This is a genomic window from Klebsiella sp. GW_Kp181 (assembly GCF_040062315.1).
GTDB classification, from domain to species: domain Bacteria; phylum Pseudomonadota; class Gammaproteobacteria; order Enterobacterales; family Enterobacteriaceae; genus Klebsiella; species Klebsiella oxytoca.
In genome coordinates this window covers 113,741-127,006 of sequence record NZ_JBEAFR010000004.1, presented here as the reverse complement: position 1 = coordinate 127,006, position 13,266 = coordinate 113,741, and the positions used below count along the sequence as shown (strand labels likewise).

Annotated in this window: 10 protein-coding genes; 6 read left to right on the top strand and 4 right to left on the bottom strand. The window is 54.3% G+C overall.

The features are described 5' to 3' along the window. The first annotated feature begins 43 nt into the window (after nt 1-43). From nfuA to rsmJ, 4 genes are all read left to right on the top strand, one after another. On the top strand, nt 44-619 hold the full coding sequence (gene nfuA, locus ABLV11_RS04775) for a Fe-S biogenesis protein NfuA (protein WP_004106660.1): 576 nt from the start codon (nt 44-46) through the stop codon (nt 617-619). Between the two features lie 330 nt (nt 620-949). Next, nucleotides 950-2,266: a gluconate transporter gene (gntT, locus tag ABLV11_RS04770; protein WP_004106658.1), complete on the top strand. Its 1,317-nt coding sequence runs from the start codon at nt 950-952 to the stop codon at nt 2,264-2,266. Nucleotides 2,267-2,476: 210 nt separating this feature from the next. After that, entirely contained in the window at nt 2,477-4,519 is a 2,043-nt protein-coding gene (gene prlC / locus ABLV11_RS04765; protein WP_004106656.1) for an oligopeptidase A, read from the top strand. Nucleotides 4,520-4,526: 7 nt separating this feature from the next. After that, on the top strand, nt 4,527-5,291 hold the full coding sequence (gene rsmJ / locus ABLV11_RS04760) for a 16S rRNA (guanine(1516)-N(2))-methyltransferase RsmJ (protein WP_004116171.1): 765 nt from the start codon (nt 4,527-4,529) through the stop codon (nt 5,289-5,291). A gap of 138 nt (nt 5,292-5,429) precedes the next feature. Here the strand turns inward: rsmJ and dtpB are convergent, their stop codons facing one another. Continuing rightward, entirely contained in the window at nt 5,430-6,896 is a 1,467-nt protein-coding gene (gene dtpB / locus ABLV11_RS04755) for a dipeptide/tripeptide permease DtpB (RefSeq protein ID WP_004116169.1), read from the bottom strand. Nucleotides 6,897-7,157: 261 nt separating this feature from the next. Further along, nucleotides 7,158-7,595: a universal stress protein UspA gene (uspA, locus tag ABLV11_RS04750; protein ID WP_004106650.1), complete on the bottom strand. Its 438-nt coding sequence runs from the start codon at nt 7,593-7,595 to the stop codon at nt 7,158-7,160. 380 nt (nt 7,596-7,975) lie between these two features. Between uspA and uspB the strand changes: the two genes are divergently transcribed. After that, nucleotides 7,976-8,311, top strand: coding sequence for a universal stress protein UspB (gene uspB / locus ABLV11_RS04745; RefSeq protein ID WP_004106649.1), 336 nt, complete (start codon nt 7,976-7,978; stop codon nt 8,309-8,311). A gap of 67 nt (nt 8,312-8,378) precedes the next feature. Here uspB and pitA read toward each other — a convergent pair whose 3' ends face one another. Further along, nucleotides 8,379-9,875 carry an inorganic phosphate transporter PitA gene (gene pitA / locus ABLV11_RS04740; RefSeq protein ID WP_004106648.1) on the bottom strand — a complete coding sequence of 499 codons (1,497 nt, stop codon included), beginning with the start codon at nt 9,873-9,875 and terminating at the stop codon, nt 8,379-8,381. A gap of 229 nt (nt 9,876-10,104) precedes the next feature. On the opposite strand from pitA, the gene ABLV11_RS04735 reads away from it, so the two are divergent. Next, entirely contained in the window at nt 10,105-11,301 is a 1,197-nt protein-coding gene (locus tag ABLV11_RS04735) for an NAD(P)/FAD-dependent oxidoreductase (protein WP_023321735.1), read from the top strand. A gap of 34 nt (nt 11,302-11,335) precedes the next feature. Here the strand turns inward: ABLV11_RS04735 and ABLV11_RS04730 are convergent, their stop codons facing one another. Continuing rightward, a complete protein-coding gene (locus tag ABLV11_RS04730; protein ID WP_032729102.1) occupies nt 11,336-13,219 on the bottom strand; it encodes a sigma-54-dependent Fis family transcriptional regulator in 1,884 nt (627 codons plus the stop codon). Between the last annotated feature and the right edge of the window lie 47 nt (nt 13,220-13,266).

Here is a 13,266-nt window from a genome sequence, read left to right as displayed (position 1 = left end):
CGTATAATAACCCAGTAAAATAGTCAACTATTAGGCCAACGCTATGATCCGTATTTCCGATGCTGCACAAGCGCACTTTGCCAAACTGCTGGCAAATCAGGAAGAAGGGACACAAATTCGCGTATTTGTGATCAATCCCGGCACCCCTAACGCCGAGTGCGGCGTGTCCTACTGCCCACCGGATGCGGTGGAAGATTCCGATACTGCGCTGAAATTTGAGCAGCTCACCGCCTACGTCGATGAGCTTAGCGCGCCGTACCTGGAAGACGCTGAAATCGATTTTGTTACTGACCAGCTGGGCTCCCAGCTGACGCTGAAAGCGCCCAACGCCAAAATGCGCAAAGTTTCTGACGATGCCCCGCTGATGGAGCGCGTCGAGTATCTGCTGCAGTCGCAGATTAACCCGCAGCTGGCCGGCCACGGCGGGCGCGTCACGCTGATGGAAATCACCGATGATGGCCTGGCGATTCTGCAGTTTGGCGGCGGCTGTAACGGCTGTTCGATGGTCGACGTAACGCTGAAAGAAGGGATCGAGAAACAGATGTTGAACGAGTTCCCGGAACTGAAAGGCGTACGCGATCTCACCGAGCATCAGCGCGGCGAGCACTCTTACTACTGATTCCCCGCCCGGCAGCTTTCCGCTGCCGGGCAACTCTCTTCATGTTACCGCGCAACATTCCCCGCTAAGCGACCCGCCAGAAACCCGGGAAAGAGTATGACTTAAGTCTCATATTTGAAATTTTCACCGCCCAGGTGATTCTCAAACTCGTCATGTTACCCGTATCATTCGCATCAGGCGCCACAGATAAAAAAATAGCCAGCTATCCTTTCTCTGGGTAAGGATAAAGCCAGCTTCTACGGCGTCAGACATTTTTTGTTCCGGTCGGGACGGATGAAGTCAATGTTGAAACTATGACGTTACCCATAACAAATTAAGGCCAGGTAAATCATGCCATTAGTCATCGTTGCTATCGGGGTTGCCCTGTTATTGTTGCTGATGATCCGTTTCAAGCTTAACGGGTTTATCGCTCTGGTTCTGGTGGCACTTGCCGTCGGGCTCATGCAGGGTATGCCGCTGGATAAAGTTATCGTATCCATCAAAAACGGCGTTGGGGGAACCCTCGGCAGCCTCGCGCTGATCATGGGCTTCGGCGCGATGCTCGGAAAAATGCTGGCGGACTGCGGCGGTGCGCAGCGTATCGCCACCACGCTGATTGCCAAATTTGGTAAAAAACATATTCAATGGGCGGTCGTACTGACCGGCTTTACCGTCGGCTTTGCGCTGTTCTATGAAGTCGGCTTTGTACTGATGCTGCCGCTGGTCTTTACCATCGCAGCATCCGCCGGTATTCCGCTGCTCTATATTGGCGTACCGATGGCGGCTGCGCTCTCGGTCACGCACGGATTCCTGCCTCCGCATCCGGGCCCGACCGCGATTGCTACTATTTTCCATGCCGACATGGGTAAGACCCTGCTGTTCGGTACGATTCTGGCGATTCCGACGGTTATTCTTGCGGGGCCGGTTTACGCGCGTTTCCTGAAAGGCATCGATAAGCCGATTCCGGAAGGCCTGCACAACCCGAAGACGTTCACTGAAGAAGAGATGCCGGGTTTTGGCGTCAGCGTCTGGACTTCTCTGGTGCCGGTGATTCTGATGGCCATGCGCGCCGTCGCCGAAATGGTGCTGCCGAAAGGCCACGCTTTCCTGCCGATTGCGGAATTCTTTGGCGACCCGGTGATGGCAACGCTGATCGCCGTGCTGATCGCCATGTTCACTTTCGGCCTCAACCGCGGTCGTTCCATGGAGCAGATTAACGATACGCTGACCTCCTCGATCAAAATTATCGCCATGATGCTGCTGATCATCGGCGGCGGCGGCGCCTTCAAGCAGGTGCTGGTCGATAGCGGCATGGATAAGTACATTGCGTCTATCATGCACGAATCCAATATGTCTCCGCTGTTTATGGCCTGGTCTATTGCTGCGGTACTGCGTATCGCGCTGGGTTCCGCCACCGTTGCGGCCATTACCGCGGGCGGTATCGCCGCGCCGCTGATCGCCACCACCGGCGTGAGCCCGGAACTGATGGTTATCGCCGTTGGCTCCGGTAGCGTTATCTTCTCTCACGTTAACGATCCGGGATTCTGGTTGTTTAAGGAATATTTCAACCTGACCATTGGCGAGACTATCAAGTCATGGTCGATGCTGGAAACCATCATCTCAGTGTGCGGTTTGATTGGCTGCCTGCTGTTGGGGATGGTGGTATAAGCTGGTCGTCAGCCTGAAACGAGCCGGGTCGCCGCGATGCGAACCCGGCTTTTTTTATGCGCAATGGCTACCACGGCCAGACTTATCGCAGTAATACCCGCCTGCGCGCGGCGCCTGACATTGAAATTCAGCAAACTATCCCCCATTCTAGATCTCATGCTATAGCGCCGGACGCGCGCTTCATTCACCCAATTCAACAGGACTGCGCATATGACCAATCCATTACTGACGCCTTTTTCGCTCCCGCCCTTTTCTGCAATCAAACCCGAGCACGTGGTCCCCGCGGTCACCAAAGCGCTGGATGATTGCCGGGCGGCGGTCGAACGCGCGGTGGCGCAAGGGGCGCCGTATACCTGGGAAAACCTTTGCCAGCCGCTGGCGGAAGTGGACGACGTGCTGGGGCGTATTTTTTCCCCGGTCAGCCACCTGAACTCGGTTAAAAACAGCCCTGAGCTGCGTGAAGCCTACGAACAAACTCTGCCGCTGCTCTCCGAATACAGCACCTGGGTTGGGCAACATGAAGGTCTGTACAAAGCGTACCGCGACCTGCGCGACGGCGACCATTACGCCACCCTGAATACCGCGCAGAAAAAAGCGGTGGATAACGCGCTACGTGATTTTGAACTCTCCGGTATTGGCCTGGCCAAAGAGCAGCAGAAACGCTACGGCGAAATCGCCGCACGCCTGTCTGAACTGGGCAATCAGTACAGTAACAATGTCCTCGATGCCACCATGGGCTGGACGAAGCTGATCGCCGATGAATCCGAGCTCTCCGGGATGCCGGAAAGCGCACTTGCTGCGGCGAAAGCTCAGGCTGAAGCCAAAGAGCAGGAAGGGTATCTGTTGACCCTGGATATCCCGAGCTATCTGCCGGTAATGACCTACTGCGATAACCAGGCGCTGCGTGAAGAGCTGTATCGCGCCTATTCCACCCGCGCTTCTGACCAGGGGCCGAATGCCGGTAAGTGGGATAACAGCCCGGTAATGGCGGAAATCCTCGCCCTGCGCCACGAGCTGGCTCAGCTGTTGGGCTTCGACAGCTATGCCGATAAGTCGCTGGCGACCAAAATGGCGGAGAATCCGCAGCAGGTGCTCGACTTTCTGAGCGACCTGGCTAAACGCGCCCGTCCGCAGGGTGAGAAAGAACTGGCTCAGCTGCGCGCCTTCGCCAAAGCCGAATTCGGCGTGGATGAACTGCAGCCGTGGGATATCGCTTACTACAGCGAAAAACAGAAGCAACATCTTTACAGCATCAGCGATGAACAGCTGCGCCCGTACTTTCCGGAAAACAAAGCGGTTAACGGCCTGTTTGAAGTCGTTAAGCGTATTTACGGCATTACTGCGAAAGAGCGTACTGACGTCGACGTCTGGCATCCGGAAGTGCGCTTCTTTGAACTGTACGACGAAAATAACGAGCTGCGCGGCAGCTTCTACCTCGACCTTTACGCCCGCGAACATAAACGCGGCGGGGCGTGGATGGATGATTGCGTTGGCCAGATGCGCAAGCTTGACGGCACGCTACAAAAGCCTGTTGCCTATCTGACCTGTAACTTTAACCGTCCCGTCAGCGGCAAACCGGCGCTGTTTACCCACGATGAAGTGATCACGCTGTTCCACGAGTTTGGCCACGGTCTGCACCATATGCTGACCCGCATCGATACCGCCGGCGTTTCCGGTATCAGCGGGGTACCGTGGGATGCAGTCGAACTGCCGAGCCAGTTTATGGAAAACTGGTGCTGGGAGCCGGAAGCGCTGGCGTTTATCTCCGGCCACTACGAAACCGGCGAGCCGTTGCCGCAGGAGCTGCTGGAGAAAATGCTGGCCGCGAAGAACTATCAGGCGGCGATGTTTATTCTGCGTCAGCTGGAGTTCGGCCTGTTCGACTTCCGCCTGCATGCGGAATTTAGCCCGCAGCAGGGGGCGAAAATCCTCGAAACGCTGGCGGAAATCAAGCAGCAGGTCGCGTTGATTCCCGGGCCGTCCTGGGGCCGCTTCCCGCATGCCTTTAGCCACATTTTTGCCGGTGGATACGCGGCGGGCTACTACAGCTACCTGTGGGCCGATGTGCTGGCGGCGGATGCTTTCTCGCGCTTCGAAGAGGAGGGGATCTTCAATCGCGAAACCGGCCAGTCGTTCCTCGACAACATTCTTAGCCGCGGCGGTTCGGAAGAGCCAATGGTCCTGTTCAAACGCTTCCGCGGTCGCGAGCCGCAGTTGGACGCGATGCTTGAGCATTACGGTATTAAGAGTTAATCCTGTTGTGAAAATTTGTTTAATTGATGAAACGGGCGCCGGAGACGGCGCCTTATCTGTTCTTGTCGACCGCTGGGGGCTGGAGCAGGACGATGACAACCCGATGGCGCTGGTGATGACGCCGGAGCATCTTGAGCTGCGTAAGCGCGATGAACCGAAGCTCGGCGGCATTTTCGTGGATTTTGTCGGCGGGGCGATGGCTCACCGGCGCAGGTTCGGCGGCGGCCGCGGCGAGGCGGTGGCGAAAGCGGTGGGAATCAAAGGCGACTATCTGCCGGATGTCGTCGATGCGACCGCCGGTCTGGGGCGGGATGCCTTTGTGCTGGCGTCAGTCGGCTGTCGCGTACGGATGCTGGAGCGTAATCCGGTGGTTGCCGCGCTGCTCGACGATGGCCTGGCGCGTGGCTACGCCGACGCTGAAATCGGCTCGTGGTTGCAGGAGCGCCTGCAGCTGATTCACGCCTCCAGCCTGACGGCGCTGACCGATATTACCCCGCGTCCGCAGGTGGTCTATCTCGACCCGATGTTTCCGCATAAGCAAAAAAGCGCGCTGGTGAAGAAAGAGATGCGGGTATTTCAGTCGCTGGTGGGGCCGGATTTAGACGCCGACGGTCTGCTGGCGCCGGCGCGTCAGCTGGCGACCAGGCGGGTGGTGGTTAAGCGCCCGGACTACGCGCCGCCGCTGGCGAATGTTGCGACCCCTAACGCGGTGGTGACCAAAGGCCATCGCTTTGATATCTATGCCGGAACGGCGGTTGAGCCGCAGGGGTAAACAAGCTGCATCAGGGCTATTTCCCCGGGGGCGGCGCGATGCGCCTTGCCCGGGCTATGGGTTCTTGCGATCTGGGGGTTCTGTAGCCCGGATAAGGCGTTAGCCGCAATCCGGGAAACCTCGTCGACCGCACTGTTTTTACGCGCTCTTTGTATTAATCATCCTGTTCAACCACGGCACCATGATCGCCATGACCACCGTGACGCCCAGGGTCACCAGGCCAATTTTACTGAATACGTTGGTGTATATCGGCAGCGTTTGTAGCGGGTCGGTAATGTTGTCCGGTACGGCGGTGAAGGTTGCGACGTAGCCGCCCAGCAGAAACGCGGCGGCCTGCGTCAGGAACCACATCCCCAGAATAAAGCCCATCAGATGCTGCGGTACCAGTGCGGCAACCATCGCCAGCCCCAGGGCGCTAATCAGCAGTTCTCCCAGGCTCTGAAACAGATAGACCAGCACGATAAACCACGGCGAGGTCAATCCCTGGGCATCGGCAAACCACATTCCCGCCGCTGCGGCAGTTAAAAAGCCCAGCGCGCACAGGAACATGCCGAGGGTGAACTTCATCGGCATGCTCAGGTCTTTGCCTTTATTGCCCAAACGTGTGTAGATCGCGGCGAGGATCGGGCTGGCCACCACCACCCAGAACGGATTTAGCGCCTGAAAGCTCACTGGGTTAATCGCGAAACCGAGTATTTCATGGTGGACGTTGTTGATGGCAAAGAAGTTGAGTGAGGTCGGCATCTGCGCGTACAGAATATAAAACAGCACCGCTTCCAGCATCAGGATAAAGGCGACGAACATTTTATTGCGCCCGGTTTTATCCAGCCTGAAGGCTTCGCGGAAGAAGAAAATCGTCACCACCACTGAGAGGATAATTAGCACCAGATTGGCGATTTTTACATTATGCATCAGCCAGGCGCAGACAAAAATCATCACCACCGTTCCTGCCAGCACGTACAGTAAATTGCGCAGACTCAACGGCTTGTGGTCCGGCTCAGAGCCGATATCTTTCACCATCCCCCGACAGGCGAAGTAAACCAGCAGGGCGACAATCAGGCCGGCGCCGCACAGGTTGTAGGTCACCGCGTAGCCGAATTTATCGGCAATCACCGGCGCCAGCGACAGCGACAGCAGCGAACCGATGTTAATCGACATATAGAACAGCGTGAAGGCGCCGTCGAGGCGGGCATCTTTTGGCGGATAGCACTTGGAGAGCAGGCTCGCCGGGTTGGCTTTAAATAGCCCGTTTCCCACCGCAATGGTTCCCAGCGCGATAAAAATGAGATTGGGTTTGAGCAGCGACAGGCCGGTCATAAAGTAGCCCGCGGCGAGGACAATCGCGCCCAGCACCAGCGTACGTTTGGTGCCGAGCAGATGATCGCCGACATAGCCGCCGATGGAGATCAGGCCATATACCAGCGCCGCAAACGCGCCAAAGGTTATAAACGCCTGTTCCTGCGAGAAGCCGAGCTGTTTAACAAAGAAAACGGCCAGAATGCCCTGAACGCCGTAATAGCCAAATCGTTCCCATAGTTCCACAAAGAAGATCATGAAGAATGGGCGAGGTTGCTGCAGCAAGCCTGTGGGTGCGGTGGAGTTCATATTGCTTCGCCTTTTAGTCCTGTCCGAAAAAGTATGCACGCGTATGCCAAAACGCGCTTAAAAACCTTAATTTTGCGCAATGATATGATGTTTATACGCTTTGGCGAATGATTATATGGATAAATGGCGATTTTGTTGGTTGATCAATCTGGCAATTTGCGGATTTTATGGATTTATATTCTTTCTTTTCGGCGGGGAGTAAGAAATAAAAACGCCCGCATGGGCGGGCGTTGGTCATCAGCGAAATGAAATAACGTCCTGTTATTCCTCTTCTTCGTCGCGCAGCGGGACAATCAGCATATCGACGTGAACGGTGTTGATGAGTTGACGCGCGGAGGACATCAGCTTGCTCCAGAAGTCCTGATGGTGACCGCAAACCACGAGGTCCATATCATATTTTTTAATCGCATCGACCAGCACCTGGCCGAGATCGCCGCTACCGCTCAGGGTCTCAGTGATCGGATAGCCCGCATTCGTAGAGAGTTCGCTTAACGCGTGGTGAGTCTCTTCGGAGATGCGTTTCTGCATATCGCCCAGGTTAACATCAATAAGGCCGGTGTAGAGATCGGAGTAATTCACATCTACGTGGATCAGGGAAACTTTTGCATTGTAGGGACGGGCCATAGAAACGGCTTTTTCTACCAGTACTTTGCTTTCCGGGGACAGGTCTACTGCAATAAGAATATGTTTGTAAGCCATAGTGTTACTCCTTCCATAAGTTGTCGATGACCGTTGGACCTGACAGCCAGCGCTGCCGCTTCGCCCGCGTCCTGCGTGCCACATTCGCGGGGGGTAGTCCTTAAGGACCTAATTGTAGAAGATATTTCTACCTTATAGCGCCCCTCGCGATCCGTCAATCTACCTTGTTCAGCAAATAGTTAAACAAATATATCCGACTTATGCATTGATAATGATTAACGTTGTGGTAAAAAAATTAACTGATCTCCTACACTATTTAATGAGCCGGTCGGATAAATAAACGTGATCGGAATCGCACTCTTTCACAGTACAGTCGGTTTGATATTGGGGAGCGGTAGTCCCGGAGGGAGCCTCCGAGGACGGGTCGCCGGGGAGGAGGTATGATCAGCACTGTTGCGCTGTTTTGGGCCCTGTGTATCGTATGTGTAGTGAATATGGCACGCTACTTCTCGTCGCTGCGTGCATTGCTTGTTGTGCTACGTGGTTGTGACCCTTTGCTCTATCAATATGTCGACGGCGGCGGTTTTTTTACGTCGCATGGACAGCCCAGCAAACAGATGCGCCTGGTGTGGTATATCTACGCTCAGCGCTACCGCGATCATCACGACGATGAGTTCATCCGCCGCTGCGAGCGGGTTCGTCGGCAGTTTATCCTTACCAGCGCCCTCTGCGGCCTGGTGATGGTGAGCATGATTGCCCTGGCTATCTGGCACTAGTGACACTGCGGGTAAAAAAAACGGGCCAGTTTCCTGACCCGTTTATCTGTCTTATTACCGAGACGGCTTAGATAATCTGCAGCGAGAGCCAGTATAGCGCGCCGGAGAGCAGAATCGCCGCGGGCAGGGTGAGTACCCATGCCATCAGAATACTGGTGACGGTCTTCTTCTGCAGACCTCCGCCATCGACGAGCATTGTCCCCGCAACCGAGGAGGAGAGCACGTGGGTGGTGGAAACCGGCATACCGGTATAGCTCGCCAGACCAATCGATACGGCTGCGGTCATCTGAGCTGACATACCCTGTGCGTAGGTCATCCCTTTCTTACCGATTTTCTCGCCGATGGTGGTCGCCACGCGACGCCAGCCGATCATGGTGCCGATACCCAGCGCCAGCGCAACCGCCATAATAATCCAGATTGGCGCGTATTCGATGGTGCTCAGCATATCGGTTTTCAGCTTTTTAAGCAGACGCTTATCGTCGGCACTGACTTCCGGCAGCTTCGCCACTTTATCGGTGGTATCGGAGATGCAGAGCATAATGCGGCGCAGATGGCTGCGTTGCTCAACGGAGAGCGTGTCGTAGCTTTCGGTTCCGGTCAGCATCGTCTTCACGCGGTCAAGCGCGTTGATGGTGTTTGCCGGGTGGCAGTGGAATTCGCCATTTGCGGCTGCCCCCGCGTCCGGAGACGGGATGAGCTGCTCAGCGCCGGTCGCTTTCTTCAACAGCTCAGGACGCTGCTGGAAGAAGGTTTCCACGTTGTTGACCGCATCGCGGGTACGGGTGATTTCGTAGCCGGAAGCGTTCATATTGACCACGAAGCCAGCCGGAGCTACGCCGATCAGAACCAGCATGACCAGGCCAATGCCTTTCTGACCATCGTTCGCGCCGTGGGAGAACGCAACGCCAATGGCGGAGAGAATCAGCGCAATACGCGTCCAGAACGGCGGCTTTTTCTTGCCGTCTTTCTTTTCACGCTCGGCTGGGGTCAGGTGGATACGGGCGCGTTTTTTGGTTCCGCTCCAGTAACGACGCAGGATGAAAATCAGGCCGCCCGCCACGACCAGGCCAACGATTGGCGAGATGATAAGCGAGCCAAAAATACCCATGACTTTCGGGATGTTCAGCGCGTCCACCACCGACGTACCGGTCATCAGCGCATTGGTTAAACCAATACCGATGATTGCGCCGATCAGGGTGTGCGAGCTGGAGGCCGGAAGGCCGAAGTACCAGGTGCCGAGGTTCCAGATAATTGCCGCCAGCAGCATGGAAAAGACCATGGCGAGGCCATGTGCTGAACCCATGTTAAGCAACAGGTCGGTCGGCAACATATGCACGATGGCATAGGCTACGCTGAGACCGCCCAACAGAACGCCGAAGAAGTTAAAAAGAGCCGCCATCGCCACAGCAAGCTGCGACCGCATTGCGCGTGTGTAGATCACAGTTGCAACAGCGTTTGCGGTATCATGAAAACCATTGATCGCTTCGTAAAAAAGCACGAAAGCCAGAGCAAGCAATAACAGTAGCCCGGTATGTAAATCCAGACCGGCAAATAAATGTAGCATAGGACGTTACGCCATTTTGAGGACATGAACGCGGCGCATTATCAGTGACTTTAGCGGCGCGGGCAAAGTGAAATATAGACTTTTTTTGATTTTCTTCCTGTTTAAGTTTTACCTTGTTGGGAGTATTCCTATATCTTTCAATGAGGTACGTAAATCTGTTTTTTTCATGCTGGTGCGACCAGAGTGAAAAATTTACAATTCCCGACAATCGGGATATGAGGAATGTTGTGTGGAAAGGTTTGATGCCATCGTAATCGGCGCCGGAGCGGCGGGAATGTTTTGTGCGGCGCAGGCAGGGCAGGCAGGCTGCCGGGTGCTGCTGCTCGATAATGGCAAAAAGCCCGGGCGCAAGATCCTGATGTCAGGCGGCGGACGCTGCAACTTTACTAACATGTATATCGAACCCGCGGCATATCTCAGCCAAAACCCGCATTTTTGCAAATCCGCGCTGGCGCGCTACACCCAGTGGGACTTTATCGATCTGGTTAGCAAACACGGTATTGCCTGGCATGAGAAAACCCTGGGCCAGCTTTTCTGCGATGATTCCGCCGAGCAAATCGTCAACATGCTGCTGGCGGAGTGTGAAAAGGGCGGCGTACAAATTCGCCTGCGTAGCGAAATTATCAGCGTTGAGCGGGATGATGAGGGCTACATGCTGCAGCTTAACGGCGAGACGGTGGCGGCGAACAGACTGGTGGTGGCCTCCGGCGGGTTATCCATGCCCGGTCTGGGCGCTTCGCCGTTCGGCTACAAGCTTGCCGAGCAGTTTGGCCTGAAGGTACTGCCGACCCGCGCGGGCCTGGTGCCGTTTACCTTGCATAAGCCGCTGCTTGAGCAGCTGCAGGTGCTTTCCGGTGTCTCGGTGCCGTCAACCATCACGGCGGAAAACGGGACCGTCTTCCGGGAAAATCTGCTCTTTACCCACCGCGGGCTGTCCGGGCCGGCGGTACTGCAAATTTCCAGCTACTGGCAGCCGGGAGAATTCGTCAGCATCAATCTGCTGCCGGATTGCCATCTTGATGACTTCCTCAACGAACAGCGCGCGGCGCATCCTAATCAGAGCCTGAAAAACACGCTTGCGATGCAACTGCCGAAACGGTTGGTTGAGTGCCTGCAGCAGCTGGGCCAACTCCCGGATGTCACCCTGAAACAGCTTAACGTCCGCGAGCAGCAGGCGCTGGTTGAGACGCTGACCGCATGGCGCGTCCAGCCGAATGGCACCGAAGGCTATCGTACGGCGGAAGTGACCCTCGGCGGCGTAGATACTAACGAACTCTCTTCGCGCACCATGGAGGCCCGTAAGGTGCCCGGGCTCTACTTTATCGGCGAAGTGATGGACGTTACCGGCTGGCTGGGAGGTTATAACTTCCAGTGGGCATGGGCGTCAGCCTGGGCATGCGCGCAGGCTTTAGCGGAACAGAAATAACCGCCTGCTCTGTATCAGCGGAGCAGGCTTCGACTTATCCGCTGATATTATGCTGCTTTAATTTGCGCCACAGGGTGGTGGGGCTAATGCCCAGCATGACCGATGCTCTGGTTCTGTCTCCGTCGGTTTTTTCTATTACGCTGGTAATCAGTTGTTTCTCTTGTTTCTTTAATAGATCGGTTTCATCGGATGAGACGCTCACTGCCGGGGAGTGAGCGAGTTGCTGATGGTCATCGGGTGTAATTTGACTAACCTGGAGTAAAATCTCCTTGTTCACCCTGTCTATATCGAGCAGCACAATGAGTCGGTAGATCACCGCCTGGAGTTCGCGAATATTGCCAGGCCAGCGATAGCTATGTAAAAAATCCACCGCGTCGGGGGTAAAGGTGATTTGCTTACCCTGCTGATGAAGCAAGTGCTGAATTAACAGCATAATATCGCCCGGTCGTTGGCGTAAGGCCGGTAGAGTCAACTCAAGGATATTGATTCTGTAGTACAGATCCTGCCGGAATTCACCGTTGGCGACGAGCTGGCGCAGATCCTTATTGCTGGCGGTGATCAGGCGAAAATCGACGGTAATAAGCGTATCGCCGCCGAGACGAGAAAACTGCTTTTCCTGCAATACGCGCAGCAGCTTAACCTGTACCGATAGCGGCGCTTCGCTGATTTCATCGATAAACACCGTACCGTTCATCGCCATTTCAAACACCCCAGGTTTGCCGCCCTTTCGCGCGCTGGTAAACGCGCCGTCGGCATAGCCAAAGAGTTCACTTTCCAGAATGCTCTCGGGGATGGCCGCGCAGTTAATCGCGATAAAAGGACTATGGCCTCTGGCGCTATAGTGGTGAATACTTTGGGCGAAAAGTTCTTTGCCCGTGCCGGTATCACCTAAAATATGAATCGGCAGTTCGTGGCGGGCGCACAGTTTGGCCTTTTTTATAACATCGAGGATGGCCGGCGACTGGCCAATAATATCGTCGAAAGACCAGGTTGTGGAAAAACCGCGCAGCTTACTTTTTTTGTTGACGCTGTTTTGCCAAAGCGTGCTCTCCTGGCTTAGCCCCGTAATAACGGCATAAGATATTTTTCGGTTAGAAAAGTGGCGCACGGAAATATGAATCGTTACGCCGTTGATGTCTATAGCCTGCTCTTTGATATCTAGTTCATTAATAATACTGGCGTAGATCTCTTTAAACGCTTCCTTTTTGAATATTTTATCTCCGGCTTGACATTGGAATAATGCCACGCCGGTAGCGTTGATATTGATAATTTCACCAAGCTGATCGATGCACATAATACCTTCACGCGCCTGATTCAATGCTGAGTGGCTCATGATCAGTTTGCTGTTTTCACGATTAATGTATTTCAATAAACTGTGAGCTTCATTGATGGCCTGCTCAATGGAAATGTTATCAGTATCCCCCATAATAGCATTGAGGTGATATTTTTGAGCCATTTCAGCAACGGTCAGTCCGCCGATTACGGTATGGTAATTATTTTCCGAAAGATTTTTTATAACATTTTCAATATCGTGATGATTATAAACCTGACAAATTTTAAAATCTTCATTGGTCATGTTCTGGTAATGGCGTAAGGCGCTGCAAAACTGCGGGAAACCAACGGCGGCGATTTTTTGCGACTTACTATTCGCTTCTTGTAAGATGCGATAAACGCCATGAAAATCATGGGCGATTTCAATGACGGGGATAGTAATATTGCTACGCAGGAGTGCGGCGGTACCGCCTCGGCTAATAATTATCTTAGTGCCGGATTGAATCATCTCATGGGCTTTATCGAGAACTTCTGAATAACGAAATTCATACACGGGGATGTCGAGTTTCCTTTCAATAAGGACATTCATGATTCGTTGGGTTATTGTCCTGGAAACTGAAAAGATAACAATTTCATTATTATTCATGCATTATTCTCGCAGACAGCAGGGTAGGCAAGCCTTAGTATATGATG